Source organism: Cardiobacterium sp. Marseille-Q4385 (assembly GCF_916618745.1).
In the GTDB taxonomy this organism is placed as follows: Bacteria; Pseudomonadota; Gammaproteobacteria; order Cardiobacteriales; family Cardiobacteriaceae; genus Cardiobacterium.
The window spans coordinates 786,412-807,548 of sequence record NZ_OU745373.1 but is presented as its reverse complement, the minus strand read 5'-3'; the positions used below and the strand labels follow the sequence as shown (position 1 = coordinate 807,548).

General features: G+C 57.5%; 16 protein-coding genes, 2 tRNA genes and 3 pseudogenes. 18 read left to right on the top strand and 3 right to left on the bottom strand.

The annotated features are described in order from the left end of the window. Positions 1-3: 3 nt before the first annotated feature. The 14 genes and pseudogenes from LG374_RS03775 to LG374_RS03710 all read left to right on the top strand — a co-directional run bounded on the left by LG374_RS03775 (position 4) and on the right by LG374_RS03710 (position 13,564). Positions 4-1,302: a PilT/PilU family type 4a pilus ATPase gene (locus LG374_RS03775; RefSeq protein WP_225756461.1), complete on the top strand. Its 1,299-nt coding sequence runs from the start codon at positions 4-6 to the stop codon at positions 1,300-1,302. A 123-nt stretch (positions 1,303-1,425) separates the two neighbouring features. Continuing rightward, positions 1,426-2,208, top strand: coding sequence for a nuclease-related domain-containing protein (locus LG374_RS03770; RefSeq protein WP_225756460.1), 783 nt, complete (start codon positions 1,426-1,428; stop codon positions 2,206-2,208). Between the two features lie 67 nt (positions 2,209-2,275). Further along, positions 2,276-4,198, top strand: coding sequence for a DNA topoisomerase IV subunit B (gene parE / locus LG374_RS03765; RefSeq protein WP_225756459.1), 1,923 nt, complete (start codon positions 2,276-2,278; stop codon positions 4,196-4,198). A gap of 637 nt (positions 4,199-4,835) precedes the next feature. Further along, a complete protein-coding gene (gene srlA / locus LG374_RS03760) occupies positions 4,836-5,393 on the top strand; it encodes a glucitol/sorbitol-specific PTS transporter subunit IIC (RefSeq protein WP_225757996.1) in 558 nt (185 codons plus the stop codon). Between the two features lie 11 nt (positions 5,394-5,404). Then, positions 5,405-6,394 (top strand): PTS glucitol/sorbitol transporter subunit IIB, encoded by a 990-nt coding sequence (locus LG374_RS03755; RefSeq protein ID WP_225756458.1) that lies wholly within the window; start codon positions 5,405-5,407, stop codon positions 6,392-6,394. A gap of 3 nt (positions 6,395-6,397) precedes the next feature. Next, a complete protein-coding gene (locus LG374_RS03750) occupies positions 6,398-6,769 on the top strand; it encodes a PTS glucitol/sorbitol transporter subunit IIA (protein WP_225756457.1) in 372 nt (123 codons plus the stop codon). 13 nt (positions 6,770-6,782) lie between these two features. Then, positions 6,783-7,568, top strand: coding sequence for a sorbitol-6-phosphate dehydrogenase (gene srlD / locus LG374_RS03745; RefSeq protein WP_225756456.1), 786 nt, complete (start codon positions 6,783-6,785; stop codon positions 7,566-7,568). 67 nt (positions 7,569-7,635) lie between these two features. Continuing rightward, positions 7,636-10,275 (top strand): bifunctional acetaldehyde-CoA/alcohol dehydrogenase, encoded by a 2,640-nt coding sequence (gene adhE / locus LG374_RS03740; protein WP_225756455.1) that lies wholly within the window; start codon positions 7,636-7,638, stop codon positions 10,273-10,275. Positions 10,276-10,512: 237 nt separating this feature from the next. Continuing rightward, a complete protein-coding gene (locus LG374_RS03735; RefSeq protein WP_006985689.1) occupies positions 10,513-10,878 on the top strand; it encodes a transcriptional regulator GutM in 366 nt (121 codons plus the stop codon). A gap of 3 nt (positions 10,879-10,881) precedes the next feature. Next, positions 10,882-11,649 carry a DeoR/GlpR family DNA-binding transcription regulator gene (locus LG374_RS03730; protein ID WP_225756454.1) on the top strand — a complete coding sequence of 256 codons (768 nt, stop codon included), beginning with the start codon at positions 10,882-10,884 and terminating at the stop codon, positions 11,647-11,649. A 327-nt stretch (positions 11,650-11,976) separates the two neighbouring features. After that, positions 11,977-12,774, top strand: a pseudogene (locus LG374_RS03725) (IS5 family transposase). An 8-nt stretch (positions 12,775-12,782) separates the two neighbouring features. Beyond that, positions 12,783-13,212: pseudogene (locus LG374_RS03720) on the top strand (IS5/IS1182 family transposase); the annotation flags it as partial. A 171-nt stretch (positions 13,213-13,383) separates the two neighbouring features. Next, a tRNA-Thr gene (locus LG374_RS03715) sits at positions 13,384-13,459 on the top strand. A gap of 18 nt (positions 13,460-13,477) precedes the next feature. Continuing rightward, positions 13,478-13,564 (top strand) — tRNA-Leu (locus LG374_RS03710). 185 nt (positions 13,565-13,749) lie between these two features. Here the strand turns inward: LG374_RS03710 and LG374_RS12490 are convergent. Then, positions 13,750-14,181, bottom strand: a pseudogene (locus LG374_RS12490) (transposase). Positions 14,182-14,838: 657 nt separating this feature from the next. After that, positions 14,839-15,579: a hypothetical protein gene (locus LG374_RS03700; protein ID WP_225756453.1), complete on the bottom strand. Its 741-nt coding sequence runs from the start codon at positions 15,577-15,579 to the stop codon at positions 14,839-14,841. Positions 15,580-15,815: 236 nt separating this feature from the next. Between LG374_RS03700 and LG374_RS03695 the strand changes: the two genes are divergently transcribed. From LG374_RS03695 to LG374_RS03680, 4 genes are all read left to right on the top strand, one after another. After that, the gene (locus LG374_RS03695) at positions 15,816-16,391 is read left to right on the top strand and encodes a nucleotide exchange factor GrpE (RefSeq protein ID WP_225756452.1); all 576 of its coding nucleotides are present in this window, start codon (positions 15,816-15,818) and stop codon (positions 16,389-16,391) included. 69 nt (positions 16,392-16,460) lie between these two features. Then, positions 16,461-18,389 carry a molecular chaperone DnaK gene (gene dnaK, locus LG374_RS03690; protein WP_225756451.1) on the top strand — a complete coding sequence of 643 codons (1,929 nt, stop codon included), beginning with the start codon at positions 16,461-16,463 and terminating at the stop codon, positions 18,387-18,389. A 94-nt stretch (positions 18,390-18,483) separates the two neighbouring features. Continuing rightward, entirely contained in the window at positions 18,484-19,620 is a 1,137-nt protein-coding gene (gene dnaJ, locus LG374_RS03685; RefSeq protein ID WP_225756450.1) for a molecular chaperone DnaJ, read from the top strand. Between the two features lie 15 nt (positions 19,621-19,635). Beyond that, positions 19,636-20,430 (top strand): enoyl-ACP reductase, encoded by a 795-nt coding sequence (locus LG374_RS03680; RefSeq protein WP_225756449.1) that lies wholly within the window; start codon positions 19,636-19,638, stop codon positions 20,428-20,430. A 119-nt stretch (positions 20,431-20,549) separates the two neighbouring features. Here the strand turns inward: LG374_RS03680 and LG374_RS03675 are convergent, their stop codons facing one another. Then, the gene (locus tag LG374_RS03675) at positions 20,550-21,101 is read right to left on the bottom strand and encodes an RNA 2'-phosphotransferase (RefSeq protein WP_225756448.1); all 552 of its coding nucleotides are present in this window, start codon (positions 21,099-21,101) and stop codon (positions 20,550-20,552) included. Positions 21,102-21,137 lie beyond the last annotated feature (36 nt).

Here is a 21,137-nt window from a genome sequence, read left to right as displayed (position 1 = left end):
CCCATGGAAGCCGTATCCCTCGATTCCCCTACTATCCTCACGCCCATCAGCCGGACCGATATCGCGCAGAAAAAAACCAGCATGCCGCGCGAAGACCTACGGCCGATGTTCGACAAACTGGTGGCGCACGCTGCTGAAAAGAACGCCTCGGATATCTTCATCAATAGCGAGAACTACATCAGTATCAAGACTGACGGTCAGCTGAACTACACCAAAAAATACATGGAAGAAGGCGACGTCTACAACCTCATTGAAGTCATCGCCCGCCCTGAAGCCTATAACGAATTCCTGCGTACGCACGAACTCAACATGATGGTGGAAGTGCCGAATGTCACCTACCTGCGGGTTAACGTCTATCTGCAAAAAAACGTGCCCGGCTTGGTGCTGCGTCTGATCCCGGCGAACATCCCGAAACTGGATGATCTCGAACTGCCGGTGCCAGATATCCTGAAAAAAATCTCGATGGTCAAGCGCGGTCTCGTTATCGTTATCGGGGCAACCGGTAATGGTAAATCCACCACCCTCGCCTCGATGATTGACCACCGTAACGAAAACTCGCAGAACCACATCATCACTGTCGAAGACCCGATCGAATTCGTGCACAAGCCGAAAAAATCTGTGGTTATCCAGCGCGAAGTCGGCATTGATACCGCTTCCTACGGCATGGCTCTGAAAAACTCGTTGCGTCAGGCGCCAGACGTCATCCTCATCGGGGAAATCCGCGATATTGACACCATGCAATATGCGATGCACTTCGCCGAAACCGGTCACTTGTGCCTCGCCACCCTGCACGCTACCAACTCTGTGCAAGGCTTGGAACGTATCTATAACTTCTTCCCGCGCGAACAGCGGCACCAAATTCAGCCAGAGCTTGCGGAAAACCTGCACTGCCTTATCTCGCAGCGCCTCCTGCCCCGCTCCGACCGTCCGGGACGAATCGTGGCGATGGAAATGATGATGAACACTCCGTACATCAGTCACCTTATCTCCGAAGGTGACCTCGGCTCCATCCCTGAAGCGATGGAACGCGGCAACCCGGCAGAAGGTGTTTTCACCTTCGATCACAGTATCTTCGAACTGTACGAATCCGGCGTTATCTCCTTCCAGGATGCCATCAACTACGTCGAATCCGAAAACAACTTCCGTATCCGCCTGCGCGCCCAATCGAACCGTCGCCTGCCGCCGGAAATGCAATCACGCGGCGAAATCTTCTCGGTCAAGAGCGACGATGCGCTCTCTCGCGAACTCATGCGCAAAGACCGCGAAGAACGCGAGCGTCTCAAACGTGAAGGCAAACTCTAAGCCACAAACCACATCGCGAACACGGACAAGGCAGGCGGCAACGCCTGCCTTCGCCGTTTATAATCCTCGCCCCGCCAAGCGGGGGAAGAACAGCATCGCAACCACACCATCCATCTATCCCACATGAATACCCTGACTATCATCGCCATCGCCCTGATACTTGCCATCAGTGCCGCCTTCGGCCTGCTTGCCGGGACGGGCAAAACCAAACCTGCCCGCCGCCGTAGAAACAAGGGCGATATCGGTGAAAGCCGCATCAGCATCCTGAATGAAAGCGGATTGGATGAAAACTACATCGGTCTGGACAACATCCTTATCCCCCTACCGGATGGCGGCACGACCCAAATAGATCACATTGTGGTCTCGCCTTACGGTCTATACATCATCGAAACCAAAAACATGGATGGCTGGATATACGGCAACGAATATGACAGCCAATGGACACAAGTCCTGTACAAACAGAAAAACACCTTCCAAAACCCGCTGCGTCAAAATTACAAACATTGCCAGGTTATCGCCAGCGCGCTGAACATTGATAATAGCCTGGTTCACTCCGTGATCGTCTTTATCGGAGACAGCGAATTTAAAACCCCACTACCTGCAAATGTCTGCAACGGCGGCGCTGCCTACCTGAACTACATCAAAGAACCGCGCGAAGCCCGTATCCCGTTGCCAGAACTGCCGCGCCTTATCGCCGCTATCCAAAAACTGCGCCTCGAAAACACCGCCGAAAACCGCATCCGCCACATCGCTTACATCGAACAAATCCGCAGCGAACCACGTTGTCCACGTTGCGGTGGAAAAATGGAAAAGCGCATTGCCCAAAATGGTCCCCATGCAGGCAAAGCCTTCTACGGATGCAGCAAATATCCGCGCTGCCACGGCACACGTCCCATTGAAGCATAACCAAGACAAAAACTGCCCCAAGCGGGATAAATACCAAATTCACCACTCACCACACAGGCCAAAAACTATGACAGATCACTACCGCGCCGCCGACATCGACGTCCTCAAAGGACTTGACCCCGTCCGTCGTCGTCCGGGTATGTACACCGACACCACCCGCCCGAACCACCTTGCGCAAGAAGTCATCGACAACAGCGTGGACGAAGCCCTGGCCGGCTACGCCAAAAACATCCACGTCACCCTGCATCGCGACGGCTCCCTCAGCGTGCAGGACGACGGGCGCGGCATGCCGGTGGATATCCACCCCGAAGAAGGCGTGAGCGGCGTCGAACTCATCCTCACCCGCCTGCATGCGGGCGGCAAATTCAGCCGCAAAAACTACAACTACTCCGGCGGCCTGCACGGCGTCGGCGTCTCCGTCGTCAACGCGCTCTCCACCCGCCTTGAAGTGGACATCGAACGCGACGGGCGGCGCTACCGCCTTGCCTGTGCGCACGGCGATGTGGTTGAACCACTGACCGTCGTCGAAGATATCGGTAAACGCCGCCACGGCACCACCGTCCGCTTCTGGGCCGATCCCGCCTACTTCGACAGCCCCAACTACGCCATCTCCCGCCTCAAACAAACCCTCAAAGCCAAAGCCGTCCTCTGCGCCGGCCTCAACATCCGCTTTACCAACGAAGCGGGCGACGAACACGACGAATGGTGCTACCAGGACGGCCTCATCGCCTACCTTAGCGAACAGACCGGCGACGACACCCTGCCCGCCGAACCCTACACCCTGAACCATAGCGACAGCGACGGCCAAATCGACCTCGCCCTCACCTGGCAAGAAGGCAGCGGCGTAAACGGCACCTTTGAAAGCTATGCCAACCTCATCCCCACCATCGGCGGCGGCACCCACGTCAACGGCCTGCGCAGCGGCCTCGTTGATGCCCTGCGCGAATTCTGCGAATTTCGCCAACTGCTGCCGCGCGGCGTCAAACTCGCGCCGGAAGACATCTGGGAAGGTTGCCAATACGTCCTTTCCGTGAAAATCCCCGAACCCCAATTCTCCAGCCAGACCAAAGAACGCCTCACCTCGCGCCAATGTGCCGCCTGGGTTGGCAACACCGTCAAAGACCACTTCGGCCTCTACCTCAACAAACACGCCGACATCGGCGAAGCCCTCGCCGCGCTCGCCATCGGCCACGCGCAAAAACGCCTCAACAGCAACAAACAAATCACCCGCAAACGCACTGCCGGCGGCCCGGCACTGCCCGGCAAACTCGCCGACTGCATCAGCCAGGACAACCGCCTGACCGAACTCTTCCTTGTCGAAGGCGACTCGGCGGGCGGCTCGGCCAAACAGGCGCGCGACCGCCAATACCAAGCCATCATGCCCCTGCGCGGCAAAATCAAAAACACCTGGGAAGACGACTCCGCCGTCGTCATGAGCTCGCAGGAAATCCACGACATCGCCGTCGCCGTCGGCATCGACCCGGCCAGCGACGACCTGAGCGGCCTGCGTTACGGCAAAATCTGCATCCTCGCTGACGCCGACTCGGACGGCCTGCACATCGCCACCCTCATCTGCGCCCTGATGGTGCGGCACTTCTCAGCACTGGTCCAAGCGGGACACCTCTATGTCGCCATGCCGCCGCTCTACCGCATTGACGCCGGCAAACGCATCGAATACGCGCTGGACGAAGCCGAACGTGACGCGACCATCACCGCTATCCGCCGCGACGGCTACCACGGCAAAATCAACGTTACCCGCTTCAAAGGTCTCGGCGAAATGAACCCGCCGCAACTGCGCGAAACCACGATGAATCCGGACACGCGCCGCCTCGTCCGCCTCACCTACCACGACGCGGCAAGCGCCGAAGCCCTGCTCGACATGCTGCTCGCGGACAAACGCGCTGCCGACCGCCGCCAGTGGATAGAAACCAACGGCGACCACGCCGAAAACCTCGACGCCTTCGACACGGCGGCATTGCCTATGTTTTGACACAAACGGCAGCGGGAAGCGGGATAAACAATTGCTCCGTAACCTTCGCTTCCTATCCTGCGACAAAAAAACCGCCCCTCGGGGCGGTTTTTTGTCGCGGAACGGGCAACACTTCAATGAAGCGGAAGACTTTGCCGCCGTCGAGAAGCAGGATTTTCGCGGGATGGCTGCCTTTTGTATATAGGTAACAGCGCATGTTCCGTCACTGCACAAGCCGTAAGCAGCACCTGCGCGATAAATGCAAGCATTTTCCCAAGTGTTTAAGGGTGATTGCTTGGTTTCATTACATGCAGGATATGCGATTTTAATTCATCTATTTCATGGTGTTATGTGATATTAACGTGAATTTCACGGAAGTCGTCACGGTATTCCTCAACAAAATTCCAAGACAAATCAAGGGTAATTGCTATGAATCGCAAGCTAAAACTTGCTATTCATCTATTCTTATCGCTACAATTCAAACTGACGTCGCGCAGGCTGCACAGTGTTCATCCCAGGCATCAAGCTGAGCAGGCGGTACACCGCAAGCCGTACACATTAGTACGGCAAGGTGCACCCACACACTCAGGTTTGGGATGGGTATAAGCGGCGGTACGGCGGGGTTTTCTTCCTTCTTCAAGAGGTGTTTATGAACGCTATGAATGCGGTAACGCATGGGGCCGAGTGGTTTATCGGCCTGTTTCAAAAGGGCGGCGAGGTGTTCGTCGGCATGGTGACGGGGATTCTGCCGTTGCTGATTGCCTTGCTGGTGGTGATGAATGCGGTGATTGCCTTTGTCGGTCAGCAGCGCATCGAGCGGTTGGCGCAGAAGTGTGCGGGCAATCCGGTGTCCCGTTATCTGGTATTGCCGGTCATCGGCACGTTTGTGTTCTGTAATCCGATGACGCTCAGCCTGGGCCGCTTCATGCCGGAGTGCTACAAGCCCAGTTATTACGCGGCAGCGTCGTATAGCTGTCACTCGATGAACGGCATGTTCCCGCACATCAATCCGGGCGAGCTGTTCGTTTATCTCGGTATCGCCAACGGCCTGAAAACGCTGGGGCTGGATTTGGCACCGCTTGCCGTCTGCTATTTGCTGGTCGGCATGGTGACCAATTTCTTCCGGGGCTGGGTGAATGACTGGACAACGGCGCTGTTCGAGAAGCGCATGGGCATCCGTCTTGACCGCACCGTCAATCTCAGCAGCAGTAATTAAAGGAGCACGTCATGAGCAAGGTTATCCGCATTGTCAAAGGTAATGGCGGCTGGGGCGGCCCGTTGCTGCTGAATGTCGAGGAAGGCAAGAAGATTCTTTATATGACCGCCGGTACCCGTCCGGATATTGTTGACCGTCTGGTTGAGCTGACCGGTTGGGAAGCGGTGGACGGTTTCAAGGAAGGCGAACCGCCGGCGGAGGAAATCGGCGTCGCGATTATCGACTGTGGCGGCACGCTACGCTGCGGCCTTTATCCGAAGCGGCGCATCCCGACCATCAATATTCACGCTACCGGTAAATCCGGCCCGCTGGCGGAGTTCATCGTCGAAGATATTTATGTTTCCGCCGTGCGTCCGCATGACATCCATCTCGCCGATGGTGAAGCGCCTGCCGCGACGCCTGCGCCCGCTGCGCAAGCGGCCAACGCGCCGCGCGATTATGACGCCAGCAAGAAGATCACTGAGCAGTCGGACGGCCTTCTGGCGCGCATCGGTATCGGCATGGGTTCGGTCATCGCCGTTTTCTTCCAGGCGGGACGCGACACCATCGATACGGTGCTGAAAACCATCCTGCCCTTTATGGCCTTTGTTTCGGCGCTGATCGGTATCATCATCGCTTCCGGTCTCGGTGACTGGATTGCGCACGGTCTCGAACCGCTGGCGAAAAGCCCCATCGGCCTGATTGCGTTGTCGCTGATCTGTTCCTTCCCCTTCCTCTCGCCCTTCCTTGGCCCAGGCGCTGTTATCGCGCAAGTCATCGGCGTGCTGGTCGGCACCATGATTGGACAGGGCGTTGTCCCGCCGCATCTGGCGCTGCCTGCCCTTTTCGCCATCAACGCGCAAGCCGCCTGCGACTTCATCCCGGTCGGTCTCTCGCTCGCGGAAGCGAAGCAGGATACGGTGCGGGTCGGTGTGCCCTCGGTACTGCTTGGCCGCTTCCTCACCGGTGCGCCGACCGTGCTGCTCGCCTGGTTCGTCTCCGGCTTCATCTATCAGGGCTAAATCATGCGCGTCATCTATCAGGCTCAATTCACCCGCGCCGGCAGTGCCGCGCGGGAGGGTTTCCCGGACGGCATGTTTATCACCTTCGCGGAAACGGAAGCGACGGCGGACATGGCGGAATACTGCTTCCTGCACAGCCACGGCGAGCTGAAACAGGACTTCGCCCCCGGCGACCTCTTTATCCTCGGCGGCAAACGCTTCCCGCTGACCGCTGTCGGCGAGAACGCCCTCGACAACTTCCGCTCACTCGGCCATATCACCATCTACTTCGACGGCGCAGAAGAAGCCAAGTTGCCCGGCACCGTGCACCTGCTCGGCCACCTGCCCGCCGACACGCTGACAGAAGACAGCGACTTCATCATCGAAACCTGCTAAGAGGAGAACAACTATGAATAACAAACCCACAGCCATCGTCATCGGCGGCGGACAAACCCTCGGCGCCTTCCTGAGCAAAGGCCTGGCAGATGCCGGCTACCGCGTCGCCGTCGCCGACCTGAACGGCGATAACGCCGAACGCGTCGCCGCCGAAATCAACGCTGCCCACGGCGCAGGCACTGCCGCCGGATTTGCGGCGGATGCCACCAACGAAGCGGCAGTGGACGAACTGGCTGCTGCTGTGGACCGCACCTTTGGCCGTAGCGATCTTTTGCTGTACAGCGCCGGCGTCGCCAAAGCCTCGCCTATCTGGGACTTCCCGCTCAAAGACTTCCAGCGCTCGCTGGATGTCAACCTCACCGGCTATTTCCTCTGCGCCCGCGCTTTCGCCCGCCTGATGATCCGCGACGGCATCCATGGCCGCATCATCGAAATCAACTCCAAATCGGGCAAAGTCGGCAGCAAATACAACTCCGGCTACAGCGCCGCCAAATTCGGCGCGGTCGGCCTCACCCAGTCGCTCGCCCTTGACCTTGCCGATAAAGGCATCACCGTGAACGCGCTGATGCTGGGCAACCTGCTGAAATCGCCGATGTTCCAGTCGCTGATCCCTGAATACGCGAAAAAACTCGGCATTCCGGAAGATCAGGTCGAGCAGACCTACATCGACAAAGTCCCGCTGAAACGCGGCTGCGACTATCAGGACGTGCTGAACGTGCTGCTCTTCTACGCCAGCGACAAAGCCTCTTACTGCACGGGGCAGTCGATCAACATCACCGGCGGACAAGTGATGTTCTGAGCCAAAACCTACCGGGCGGGGCGATGTGTCCCGCCCGAAAACCATCAAGAGAACACAGGAGATACCCATGGCCGACCCCAAAACCGACAAACAGGCCGAAGCCGAAGCCCACGTTGACACACTGGTGCGTCGTGGCCTGAAAGCGCTGGATGAATTCCGGCAACTCAACCAGGAACAAGTCGATTACATCGTCGCCAAGGCGTCGGTGGCGGCGCTGGACCAGCACGGCGTGCTCGCCAAACACGCACTGGATGAAACGAAGCGCGGCGTCTTTGAAGACAAGGCGACGAAAAATCTCTTTGCCTGCGAACACGTCGTCAACAACATGCGCCACACCAAAACCGTTGGCGTCATCAGCGAAGACGAGGTAACCGGTTTGACCCTGATTGCCGAACCGGTTGGCGTCATCTGCGGTATCACCCCCACCACCAACCCGACCTCCACCGCCATCTTCAAATCGCTGATTGCCCTGAAAACGCGCAACCCTATCGTCTTCGCCTTCCACCCCTCCGCCCAGGAAAGCTCGGCGCACGCCGCGCAAGTCGTCTATGACGCCGCCGTCGCCGCCGGTGCGCCCGAACACTGCATCCAGTGGATTACCCTGCCTTCGATAGAAGCAACCAATGCCCTGATGAAGCACGACGGCATTGCCACCATCCTTGCCACCGGCGGTAACGCCATGGTGCGCGCCGCCTATTCCTGCGGCAAACCGGCGCTCGGCGTTGGCGCGGGCAACGTTCCCGCCTACGTCGAAAAAACGGCTGACCTGCGCCAGGCCGCACACGACATCGTGATGAGCAAATCCTTCGACAACGGCATGGTCTGCGCCTCCGAACAGGCGGTGATCATCGACAAGGAAATCTACGACGACTTCGTGAAAGAGCTGAAAAGCTACCACGTCCATTTCATCAACAAAAAAGAAAAAGCGCTCCTGGAAGAACACTGCTTCGGCGTGAAAGCGCACAGCAAAGACTGCGCGCAGGGCAAACTCAACGCCGATATCGTTGGCCGCCCGGCAGCGTGGATTGCCGAACAGGCCGGCTTCAGCGTGCCGCCCGGCACCAATATCCTTGCCGCCGAAGTCAGTGAAATCGGCGAAAAAGAACCGCTGACCCGCGAAAAGCTCTCGCCCATCATCGCCGTTGCCAAAGCCGACAGCACGCAGGACGGCATTGACAAGGCGCGGCAAATGGTCGAATTCCACGGCCTCGGCCACTCCGCCGCCATCCACACCAAAGACGCGGCGCTTGCCAAAGAATTCGGGCGGCAAATCCGCGCCATCCGCATCATCTGGAACTCACCCTCCACCTTCGGCGGCATCGGCGACATGTACAACGCCTTCCTGCCGTCGCTCACCCTCGGCTGCGGTTCCTACGGGCGCAACTCGGTCGGCGACAACGTCAGCGCCGTCAACCTGCTGAACATCAAAAAAGTCGGCCGCCGGAGAAACAATATGCAATGGTTCAAAGTCCCCCCCAAAATCTACTTCGAGCGCGATGCAGTGCAATACCTGCAAACGATGAAAGACGTGTCCAAAGCCATGATCGTCACCGACGAAACCATGGTCGAACACGGCTTCCTGCAACGCATCATCGAACAACTGCAACTGCGCAGTAACCACGTTACCTATACCGTCTTCTCCGACGTCGAGCCTGATCCGGACATCACCACCGTCACCCGTGGCGCGGAAATCATGAAAACCTTTGCGCCGGACACCATCATTGCCCTCGGCGGCGGCTCGGTCATGGACGCAGCGAAAGTCATGTGGCTCTTCTACGAACAGCCGCATATCGACTTCCGCGACCTCGTGCAAAAATTCATGGACATCCGCAAACGCGCCTTCAAATTCCCCGAACTTGGCGAAAAAGCCAAATACGTCGGTATCCCGACCACCTCCGGCACTGGCTCGGAAGTCACCCCGTTTGCCGTCATCTCCGATAAAAAGCACAACCGCAAATACCCGCTGGCCGACTACTCGCTCACCCCGAGCATTGCCATCATCGATCCGGCGTTGGTGATGACCGTACCGGCCTTCGTCGCCGCCGACACCGGCATGGACGTGCTGACCCACGCCATCGAAGCCTACGTCTCGACACTGGCGAACGACTACACCGACGGCCTTGCCCTGCAAGCCATCAGACTCGTCTTTGCCCACCTCGAAAGATCGGTGAAAAACGTTGATTTTGAGTCGCGCGAAAAAATGCACAACGCCTCCACCATGGCGGGCATGGCCTTCGCTAACGCCTTCCTCGGCATCTCGCACTCGTTGTCGCACAAACTGGGCGGCTTCTTCCATACCGTGCATGGCCGCACCAACGCCATCCTCCTGCCCTACGTCATCCGCTACAACGGCACCCGTCCGGCGAAAACTGCGACCTGGCCGAAATACAACTACTACCGCGCTGACGAAAAATACCAGGACATTGCCCGCCTGCTCGGCTTGCCCGCCGCCACCCCGGAAGAAGGCGTGCAGAGCCTAGCCCAGGCGGTGTACGACCTCGGCGAGCGCGTTGGCATCAAGATGAACTTCCGCGACCAGGGCATCAAAGAACAGGATTACATGCAGAAAACAGAAGAAATCGCCTACCTCGCCTACGAAGACCAATGCACCCCGGCGAACCCGCGACTGGCGGTGGTCAGCGATCTCAAAGAAATCCTTGAAGACGCCTACTATGGCTACAAAGAGCGGCCGGGACGGCTGAAATAAATCCGGCGACAGGCCCCGCCCCCAAAGCCCCTCTCTCACTGGGGAGGGATTTGGGGTGGGAGGTTTAGCAAAGCACGCGTCAGCGACTAATCCCGCAAACACGCCGCCTGACGCAACATCAGTACACACAACAGCCACCATCAACAGCCCCGCCCCGCCGGGGCTTCGCCACAAAAACCATTGCGCCCCGTGCAGAGAACGCGTACAACACGCCACCGCCCACACACAGGAATACCCATGACCCTCACCACTGCCCTGCTTACCGCCGCTGCCGTCGCCTGGACGGCGCAAATCATCCTCGGCTACTGGCAAATCAGCCGCTTCAACAACGCCTACGCCGAACTCGCCCGCCACAGCACCTACCTCGGCGTCGGCCGCTCCAATGGCCGTTTCACCCCCAAAATCCTCATCATCCTCGCCCTTGACGGCGACAAGCGCGTCAGCGACAGCATCCTCATGCAGGGGCTGACCATCTTTGCCGCGCCGCAAAAACTCACGCAGTTGCACGGCATGGACTACCGCGATATTGACCCCGCCGCCATCTTCCCCGACAAACCGCGCCACCAGCAGGCGCTCGCCAGTGCCTTGCAGCACAAGGACTGAACCATGGCCAAACCCGTTGACGGCGAACGCCGTGACAAAATCGTGCAATACGTCATACGCCACGGCAAAGCGCGGGTGGGCGAACTGGCGGAAATGTTCCAGGTATCGGGCGAAACCATCCGCAAAGACCTGAACGAACTGCACAACCGCAACATCCTGCACAAAGGGCACGGCATCGTCCTGCCCGCCAGCGCCTACCTGGAAAACGTCTATGCACGCAAAGCCGAGCGGCACCAGGAAGCCAAACACCGCATCGCCGCCTTCGCCGTCAGCCTCATTCCCAGTGAGGCGGTGGTCTATCTTGACGCCAGCAGCACCGTCGCCTGTCTCGCCGGCCTGCTGGCGGGGCAACACGACCTCACCATCATCACCAACTCGATGAGCAGTGCGCAGGCACTCGCCGGCAGCGACAACCAGGTGATGGTGACCGGCGGCGAACTGCGCCACAAAAGCTACGGCTACATCGGCCAGTGGGCGGAACGTGCGGTGCGTCAGGTGCGCTTCGACATCGCCTTTTTCGGCTGTGACGGTTTTCATACCCAGGGCCCGGCCATTCGTGCCTACCCCGAACTCGCCGTGAAAGAATGCGCGCTGGCACAGGCGGACAAACGCATCCTCCTCGCCGACAGTAGCAAATTCGGCGCTGAAGGCCTGTACTGCTTTGCTACCTTCCGCGACATCGACCTGCTCATCAGCGAACGCCTGCCCGATGCTGCCGAACAATCCCGCTTCCCGCCCGGCTTCACCATCCTGACCCCGCCGGATGCCTGACCTGTTCGACAAAGATTCAGGATTCCTCCCGCTTGACGGACTGTTTTTGTTAAAAGCGCCAAAAGCGGGATGGCAAGCGGTATAAGAACGTGTTCATAACCTCTGCAGTAACCTATCGGCATGAACAGAAAAGCCTACCCAAGCGATATAAGTCGCACATAATTTGCCCCCCCCTTATTCCTCTCTTGGAAAGTGCCCGTAAACGTACAGCACCGCACAAAGTCGGCTTGTACGATGTTTCGTGCCATTCTCTTCCCTCTGCAACGGCTGTGCCTGGCATGCCTTAGAACGTGTTCATTGTCTCAGCCTCTGCTGTAAACTATTAGCATGAACAGAAAAACCTACCCAAGCGATATCAGTCGCGAGCAATTTGCTCCTCTCCTTCCCCTGCTGGAAAGTGCCCGTAAACGCACAGCGCCACGCCAGGTGGACTTGTACGATGTCTTTTGTGCCATTCTCTATCTGCAACGCACCGGCTGCTCCTGGTGCGCTTTGCCGGGCGATTTCCCCAAATGGCGCACCGTGCATTCCTACTTCCAGAGATGGACTGAGCCACGCGAGAGAGGCATCAGCATCCTTGAGGAAGCATTAAAAAAATCAGGTAGTTGCGGAGCGCCGCAAGCAGGGGCATCATGAAGCAACCACTTTCCTGATTATTGATGCGCAGAGTGTGAAGAACACGGATACGGCCATGGAAAAAGGCTACGATGCGGGCAAGAAGGTTAGCGGTATCAAGCGGCATATAGCGGTTGACACGCAGGGTTTGGTTTGCCGCATGCGCTTGCGGTAACGACAGCGGATGTTACGGATAGAAAAGGCTGCCTGCTAGCCTTGGAACGTGGGCGGGATAGCCTTGGTGCGGTACAAAAAGTCCTTGCTGACGGTGGTTACACGGGTCAGGCATTTGCTTCGTCGGTACAAGCGTTGATTGGTGCGGAGGTAGAGGTTGCCAAGCGAAACGAATTGCATCGTTTTGCAGTATTGCCGAAGCGATGGGTAGTAGAGCGCAGTTTTTCCTGGTTGGAAAAGAATAGGCGGCTTTGGAAAAACTGTGAGTGTAAGTTGAGTACCAGTCTGCAAATGGTAGCTTTGGCTTTCTTGGGAGTCCTGCTACGAAGACTATGAACACGTTCTTACCAGGCGATATCCCCAAATGGCGCACTGTTCATTCCTACTCCTAGAGATAGAGCGAGCCCCGCGAAAATGGCATCAGCCTCCTTGAGGAAGCGTTAAAAAATCAGGTGGCAACAGCACGTCGCCAGCAGGGATGCCATGAAAAAACCATCTTTCTGGCAGAGTGTGAAGAACGCGGATACGGCATGGAAAAGGTTACAATGCTGGCAAGAAAGTTAGCGGTATCAAGCGGCATATAATTGATGGGAGCGGAGGTAAAAATTGCGAATCGAGTTGTACCGTTTTACGGTATTGTCGAAGCGATGGGTAGTCGAGCGCAGTTTTTCCTGGTTGGAAAAGAACAGACGACTTTGGAAAAACTGCGAGCGTAAGTTGAGTACCAGCCTGCAAATGGTAGTTTTGACTTTCTTGGGAAGTCCTGCCATGTAAGACTATAAACATGTTCTAAGATGTCGGAAAAGTTGTCGCGTATAAAAATGTGATCGGCCCATCTTTGAAAGGCTATCAAGTTTTTATGTACGATCGGTGCAGGAAAAAAACTTGATTCATGGTCAAAGAATATTATAAAATTCACATCTGCACTGCTACACAAGTGTAGTAGCCGGAGTAGCTCAGCTGGTAGAGCGCCTCACTTGTAATGAGGATGTCGCGGGTTCAATTCCTGTCTCCGGCTCCATTACAAGAAACTTTAATAGCCCAGATGGCGGAATTGGTAGACGCGCTAGGTTCAGGTCCTAGTGGGAGCAATCCTTTGGAGGTTCGAGTCCTCTTCTGGGCACCAAAATTTATTAGACCTACAGCATTTATTGTAAGACTATGCTAATGGTTAACGGCTAGATTGTATTTGAAAAGGTATAGGTATACACCTATATTCTTCCTAACATCCGCTGTGCTGCTTCCTTTATCTTTTTCAGTGTTATGAACCTCTAGCGATTCCTCTGTGTACTCAATAATCTAATAACGTGTTTATAGTCTTCGTAGCATGACCCCCAAGAAAGCCAAAACTACCATTTGTAGGCTGGTACTCAACTTACGCTCGTAGTTTATCCAAAACTGTCTATTCTTTTCCAACCAGGAAAAACTGTACTCTATTACCCACCGCTTCGGCAATACCGCAAAACGATGCAATTCGTTTCTTTTGGTAATCTCTACCTTTGCGTCAATCCATTCCAGGACCGACGAAGCAAAAGCCTTACCCGTGTAACCACCGTCAGCGCAAGGAATTTTTGTACCGTACCAAGATAATTATTCCTGCCATGCGCCAATGCTAGCGGGCAGCTTTTTTATCCATGATATCCGCTGTCGTTACCGCAAAGGATGCGGTAAACCCTGCGTGTCAACCGCTATATGCCGCTTGATACCGCTAACTTTCTTGCCGGCATCGTAGCCTTTTTCCATGGCCGTATCCGCGTTCTTCACGGTCTGCGCATCAATAATCAGGAAAGTGGTTTCTTCATAGCCCCCTGCTGGTGACGTGCTGCTGCCACCTGATTTTTTAACGCTTCCGTAAGGAGGCTGATGCACTTTCGCGGAGCTCGCTTCATCTCTGGAAGTAGGAATGAACGGTGCGCTATTTGGGAAAATTGCCCGGTAAGGCACGCCAGACACAGCTGTTGCGCAGAAAATAGAGAATGGTACGAGACATCGTACAAGTCCACTTTGCGTGATGTGGTGCGCTTACAGCGCACTTCCCAAAAGAGGGGAGGGGGGAGATTCATATTGCTTGGGTAGGCTTTTCTGTTCATACCAATGGGTTACAGCGAGACTATGAACACGTTCTAAGACCTGACTTCCCACCAAGCGGCATCAATACTGGGCTCACCAAGATATCCTCCTCCCGCTTGCGGGAGATGTCGCGAAGCGACGGAGGAGGGCAAAAATACCTATTCGTCTCGTACCTATTCGTCTCGCTTGCAAGATTCGTCCGCAGGATGAGAAACCACTATGCGAGATAGGCGTTGATTTGGGGGGACGTTATCGACAAATTCGCTATCTCTTCCATCCTGCCGTCGCAGCGTCGTGCTATCCGATCAGGCCGGCAAGCGGGTTCAGCTTTTAACGTGAGGGCGGCGGTGCGTAGCGGCCATCGGCGGGGAAGGCATTGGGCGTGCGCGGGGTGTCGCCTTGCAGTTCGTACACCACGGTGCCGATGATGCCGGTGTTCTGCACGCTGCCGTGAGTGCTGTGCGCGGCGTAGGCGTCTTGCGGGGCGCCGAAGGTGAAGGCAGCGACGGTGTTGTCGTCTTTGCGGAAGCCTTCGATGGTGAGTTCGCCGCGCGGACGCAGGACATAGCCCGCATCCTGACGGCTGGCAGCGCGGCCATTCAGCACGTTCAGGCCGTCCACGCTGGCGACGATTTCATAAGTGGTGTTGCTGTTGTTCTTGTAGTGCAGGCGGTAGGTCTGCCCGTTTTTGCCTTGCAGGTAGTGGTTGTCGCGTTCACGGTAGAGCGGCAGTTTGGCACCGCGTTCGTCTTCGATGCTGAGGGCGATTTTGCCGGCGGCGAGCGCGATGCTGAGGATGCTGCGTCCCCGGTAGTTTTTGGCGGCGTAGTGAATCTGTTTTTCGGCGACGGGCGTCGTGGTGGTGCGGTGCAGGCCGTAGGCTTCTTGTACGCGCGAGTCGATTTCGTTGCCCCATTCGGTGCCGAGGCGCTCGCCGGCTTTGGCGGTTTGCACGGCGTTGTGGGCGGCGGTCGTTTCGGGACGGGCAACCTCAAGTGGTGCGCTGCCGCAGGCGGCAAGCAGGCCGGCGAGCAGGGTGGCAAGGAGGGCGGTGCGGCGGGGTGTGGACATGGGATGTTCCTCGTTGTGGATGTTGCAGGTGCTGCGCCGTCAGGCGACGCGGCTTAGTGTACTGAAACAGCCCCTGCCCGCAATAGTTCGGCGGTATGGCACCACTGGCGACCCTGCCTGGCGGTCATGCGTTTTTATTTCTGAATGCCAGCCCTTGAATTTTTTACCCCCTGCTCCCAGTTAGGAGGGACTGCTTTTTTTGTTTTTTTGAGAGGTGCTTTATGCAGGATGAAGAGATGACCACGAATATGCCGCCGCAGGAAGAGGGCGCCGAGTCGTCCCCCGAGTTTGTCGCCGAGGAGGCGTTTCTTGATGCGCGCGGCGCGGAGATTGAAGCCTTGCAGGCGCAGATCGCGGAATTGAAGAACGCGGTGCTGCGCGAGCGCGCCGACAGCGACAATCTGCGCAAGCGTTTCGAGCGCGAGAAGGAATCCGCCTTGAAGTTCGGCAGCGAGAAGCTGATTAAGGAACTTTTGCCGGTCATCGATTCGCTCACTCTGGGGCTCGAAGCGGCGAAGGCGCATGAGGCGGAAGGCCGGCAGGCGCTGGATCATTTTATTGAGGGCTCGTCAATGACGCTGAAGCTGCTGCTGGATGTGTTGCAGAAGAACGGCGTGAGCGAGCTGGATCCGGTCGGCGAAAAGCTTGACCCCGAATTGCATCAGGCGCTGTCGGTCATTCCCAGCCCCGATGCGGAACCAAACACCATCCTGCACGTCGCGCAGAAGGGTTATCTGCTCAACGGTCGCGTTATCCGCGCCGCGCAGGTCATCGTCGCCGACGCTGCGCAGAAAAATCCGCCGCAGGCTTGATTTTGCGGCAGCCCGCCCCACTTAGGCGGTTAACCTGTTTTTGTTTTATTTTTTGATAGAGAGAATCTTATGAGCAAAATTATCGGTATTGACCTTGGCACCACCAACTCCTGTGTCTCCATCATGGACGGCGACAAGCCGCGTGTGATTGAAAATGCTGAAGGCGCGCGCACCACGCCGTCTATCGTTGCCTTCACCGACGATGGCGAAGTGCTGGTCGGCCAGCCGGCGAAACGTCAGGCGGTGACCAACCCGAAAAACACCCTGTACGCCATCAAGCGTCTCATTGGCCGCCGTTTCGACGAAAAAGAGGTGCAGAAAGACATCAACCTCGTCCCCTATAAAATCGTCAAGGCCGACAACGGCGACGCCTGGGTGGAAGCGGTGAACAAGAAAATGGCGCCGCCAGAAGTCTCCGCGCGCGTGCTGATGAAGATGAAGAAAACGGTGGAAGATTTCCTCGGCGAGAAAATCACCGACGCCGTCATCACCGTGCCCGCTTATTTCAACGACGACCAGCGCAAGGCGACCAAAGACGCCGGCCGTATCGCGGGCTTGAATGTGCAGCGCATCATCAACGAACCGACCGCCGCAGCGCTCGCTTACGGCATGGACCGTGGTGCGCGCGACGCGAAAATCGCGGTTTATGACCTGGGTGGCGGTACTTTCGATATTTCCATCATCGAAACGGTGGATCTTGACGGCGAGCAGCAGTTTGAAGTGCTGTCCACCAACGGGGACACCTTCCTCGGCGGTGAAGACTTCGACGCCCGCATCATCGACTACCTCGTCGCCGAATTCAAAAAAGACAGCGGCATCGACCTCTCGAAAGACTCGCTTGCCCTGCAACGTCTGAAAGAAGCAGCGGAAAAAGCGAAAATCGAGCTGTCATCCAGCGAGCAGACCGAAATCAACCTGCCCTACATCACCGCTGACGCCTCCGGCCCGAAACACCTCAACATCAAGATGACCCGCGCCAAACTGGAATCGCTGGTCGGCGAGTTGATTGAGAAAACGCTGGAACCCTGCCGTCAGGCGCTGAAAGATGCCGGACTTTCTGCCAAAGACATTCACGACGTTATCCTCGTCGGCGGCCAGACCCGGATGCCGAAAGTGCAGGAAACCGTGAAGAACTTCTTCGGCAAAGAACCGCGCAAAGACGTGAACCCGGATGAAGCGGTCGCCCTCGGTGCCGCCATCCAGGGTGGGGTTATCGGCGGCGACGTCAAAGATGTACTGCTGCTTGATGTTACCCCGCTGTCGCTCGGTATCGAAACGATGGGCGGCGTGATGACCAAGCTGATCGAGAAAAACACCACCATCCCGACCAAAGAATCGCAAGTGTTCTCGACCGCCGAAGACAACCAGTCCGCCGTGACCATCCACGTCCTGCAAGGCGAACGTCAGCAGGCCAGCGGCAACAAATCGCTGGGTCGCTTCGACCTCTCCGGTATCGAACCCGCACCGCGCGGTATGCCGCAAATCGAAGTCAGCTTCGACATCGACGCCAACGGCATCCTCAACGTGACCGCCAAAGACAAGAAGACCGGCAAAGAACAGTCCATCATCATCAAGGGCAACTCCGGCCTTTCCGATGACGAAGTCGAGCGGATGATCAAAGATGCCGAAGCGCACGCCGAAGAAGACAAAGCCTTCCAGGAAAAAGTGAGCGCGAAGAACAACGCCGAATCGATGATCCACACCATCGAAAAGAGCATGAGCGATCTTGGCGACGAAGTCTCCGCATCCGAAAAGAGCGCGGTGGAAGATGCCATCAAGGCGCTGAAAGAAGTGATGGACAAAGGCAGCGTCGATGACATCAACAGCAAGACCGAAGCGCTGACCAAAGCGGCCGAACCCGTCCTGCAAAAAGCCTACAACAAAATGAGCGGCGACCAGGCCGCAGGCAGCAGCAGCGCGGGCAGCAGCAACAGCGCACCGAAAGACGACAACGTCGTTGACGCCGACTTCCAGGAAGTCAAAGACGACGACAAATAAGCCCCAACCTAACCCGTCCACCAGGACGGGTTCCTGATACCACCGCGCAGGCGGCATCAGGAACCCGCCCTATCCACATCACAAAGCAACCTTCATGGCAGACAAAGACCTCTACAAAATCCTCGGCGTCAATAAAAACGCAACCCAAGAAGAACTCAAACGCGCCTACCGCAAGCTCACCATGGAGTTGCACCCTGACCGCAACCCCGACAACCGCGAAGAAGCCGAGCGCAAATTCAAAGAAATGAAAGCAGCCTACGGCATCCTCTCGGACGAACAAAAACGCGCCACCTACGACCGCTACGGTTTTGAAGCCGCAAGCGGCAATGGCGCAGGCGGTGGTTTCGGCGGGGGCGGCTTCGGCGGCTTTAATGCCGATGTCTTCGGCGACATCTTTGGCGACATCTTCGGCGGTGGCCGCCAGCGACAGGCACGTCCCGAAACACGCGGCCACGATCTGGCCTACGAACTCGACCTCTCCCTCGAAGAAGCCGTCAACGGCATCGAAAAACGCATCCGCATCCCCACCTACATCCGCTGCAAAAGCTGCGACGGCAGTGGTGCTACTGCCAAATCCGTCAAACGTACCTGCCCCAGCTGCAACGGATCCGGCCAAATCCGCATCCAGCAAGGCTTCTTCTCCATCGCCCAGCCCTGCCCGCAATGCGGCGGCAAAGGGCAGATCATCGAAAACCCCTGCACGGACTGCCACGGCGACGGTCGCGTCAAGCAACAAAAAACCCTCAACGTCAACATCCCGGCCGGCGTTGATACTGGCGACCGCATCCGCCTCGCCGGCGAAGGCGAAGCGGGCGAACGCGGCGCGGCGGCGGGCGACCTCTACGTTGACATCCGCGTGCGCAAACACCCCATCTTCACCCGCACCGGCGACGACCTGCACTGCGAAATGCCGATCAGCTTCGTCACCGCCGCCCTTGGTGGCGACCTTGAAGTGCCGACCCTCGGCGGCCGGGTCGTCCTCAACGTGCCGCCTGAAACTCAGACCGGCAAACGCTTCCGCCTGAAAGGCAAAGGCGTCAAATCCGTGCGCAGCCGCGCGGCGGGCGACCTCTACTGCACCGTCAACCTCGAAACCCCGGTCAACCTCTCCAAAAAACAGAAAGACCTGCTCGCCGAATTCGGCAGCACCCTGAACGAGGGCGGCAACACGCACGCGCCGCAGGAAAAATCCTTCCTCGACAAAGTCAAAAAATTCTTCGATAACCTCTAACCCAAGGAACACACTATGGGCTTCATGAATGGCAAAAAAATCCTGATCACGGGACTCGCCAGCAACCTCTCCATCGCCTACGGCATCGCCCAGGCCATGCACCGCGAAGGCGCCGAACTCGCCTTCACCTACCAGAACGACAAATTAAAACCGCGCGTCGAAAAAATGGGCGCCGAATTTGGCAGCAGCATCTTTCTGCCCTGCGACGTGGCGAGCGATGCGGAAATCGACGCCGTTTTCACCACCCTCGCTGAAACCTGGGGCGGACTGGACGGCCTTATCCATGCCATCGCCTTCGCGCCCAGAGACGCCATCGAAGGCCGCTTCCTGGACGGCTGCACCCGCGAAAACTTCGCTCTCGCGCATGACATCAGCGCCTACAGCTTCGCTGCCCTGATGCGCGGTGCCGCCCCGCTGATGAAAGGACGCAACGCCGCCGCCCTCGCGCTCACCTACCTCGGCGCCGTCAAAGCCATCCCCAACTACAACACCATGGGACTTGCCAAAGCCTCGCTGGAAGCGGCCATCCGCTACCTCGCCGCCGATTTGGGACAAGACGGCATCCGCGTCAACGGCATCAGCGCCGGCCCCGTCCGCACGCTTGCCGCTTCCGGTATCAAAGATTTCCGCAAGATGCTGAAAGGCTTTGAAAAAACCGCACCGCTGAAACGCTGCGTCACCATCGAAGAAGTCGGCAACACCGCCGCCTTCCTCTGCTCCGACCTCGCCTCCGGCATCACCGGCGAAATCACCTATGTGGACGGCGGTTACAACATCTTCTCCTCCGTGCAAATGAGCGACGATGACTGAGTCGCACACGCGCACAAAAAAACCACCGCTTGCGGTGGTTTTTTTGTAGGTAGCCGTCGGCCCAGTAATTACGCCGCTTGGCGAGGCCAGTGTTTATCCCGCTTGGCGGGACGAGCGGTTCACGGCTGTTGCAGATAGGCAGCAGGCACATGCTCGGTAAGCCAGACGCCGTTGTCCGAGCGGTAGAAGATAAAGCCGTCGCGCTGCATCTGTCCGGCAAGGACGCGCAGCACGACGGGCTTGCCGTGTCGCTGTCCAACCTTGACAGCGGTGTCGGGGTCGGCGCTGAGGTGCACGTGCTGCCGTGCGCGCTTTTCCAGTCCGCCGCTGGCAAAAATGGCGGCAACCGTGGCGGCGGCGGTGCCGTGATACAGCATTTCCGGCGGTTCCTGCGGTGTGTAGGCGAGATCAATGGCGATGGAATGCCCCTGACTGGCGCGGATCTTCGTGCCGTCGGCATTGAAAGCAAAGCGTTTTTTGTTGTTGGTGGCGACGATATGTTCCAGCAGGGCGCGGTCAATCGTTCTGTCGTGTGCGTTCATGAGGCGCAGGAGGGTTTCGACGTCCGCCCAGCCTTGCGCATCCAGGTGGAGGCCGATGGTTTCGGGGTGATGGCGCAGGATGAAGCTGAGGAATTTGCTGAGGGCGGCGTCGCGTGGGCTAGGAGTCATCTGAAAATCCGGTGGAAAAATGGCAGGTTAAACGGG

Bases quoted from the DNA above. Each gene is read 5' to 3' on its own strand.
- LG374_RS03735 (WP_006985689.1), top strand. From the start codon at position 10,513: ATGACCCTCACCACTGCCCTGCTTACCGCCGCTGCCGTCGCCTGGACG.
- srlD (WP_225756456.1), top strand. From the start codon at position 6,783: ATGAATAACAAACCCACAGCCATCGTCATCGGCGGCGGACAAACCCTC.
- LG374_RS03730 (WP_225756454.1), top strand. From the start codon at position 10,882: ATGGCCAAACCCGTTGACGGCGAACGCCGTGACAAAATCGTGCAATAC.
- LG374_RS03755 (WP_225756458.1), top strand. From the start codon at position 5,405: ATGAGCAAGGTTATCCGCATTGTCAAAGGTAATGGCGGCTGGGGCGGC.
- LG374_RS03775 (WP_225756461.1), top strand. From the start codon at position 4: ATGGAAGCCGTATCCCTCGATTCCCCTACTATCCTCACGCCCATCAGC.
- LG374_RS03750 (WP_225756457.1), top strand. From the start codon at position 6,398: ATGCGCGTCATCTATCAGGCTCAATTCACCCGCGCCGGCAGTGCCGCG.
- dnaJ (WP_225756450.1), top strand. From the start codon at position 18,484: ATGGCAGACAAAGACCTCTACAAAATCCTCGGCGTCAATAAAAACGCA.
- parE (WP_225756459.1), top strand. From the start codon at position 2,276: ATGACAGATCACTACCGCGCCGCCGACATCGACGTCCTCAAAGGACTT.
- LG374_RS03680 (WP_225756449.1), top strand. From the start codon at position 19,636: ATGGGCTTCATGAATGGCAAAAAAATCCTGATCACGGGACTCGCCAGC.
- LG374_RS03695 (WP_225756452.1), top strand. From the start codon at position 15,816: ATGACCACGAATATGCCGCCGCAGGAAGAGGGCGCCGAGTCGTCCCCC.
- LG374_RS03770 (WP_225756460.1), top strand. From the start codon at position 1,426: ATGAATACCCTGACTATCATCGCCATCGCCCTGATACTTGCCATCAGT.
- dnaK (WP_225756451.1), top strand. From the start codon at position 16,461: ATGAGCAAAATTATCGGTATTGACCTTGGCACCACCAACTCCTGTGTC.
- srlA (WP_225757996.1), top strand. From the start codon at position 4,836: ATGAATGCGGTAACGCATGGGGCCGAGTGGTTTATCGGCCTGTTTCAA.
- adhE (WP_225756455.1), top strand. From the start codon at position 7,636: ATGGCCGACCCCAAAACCGACAAACAGGCCGAAGCCGAAGCCCACGTT.
- LG374_RS03700 (WP_225756453.1), bottom strand. From the start codon at position 15,579: ATGTCCACACCCCGCCGCACCGCCCTCCTTGCCACCCTGCTCGCCGGC.
- LG374_RS03675 (WP_225756448.1), bottom strand. From the start codon at position 21,101: ATGACTCCTAGCCCACGCGACGCCGCCCTCAGCAAATTCCTCAGCTTC.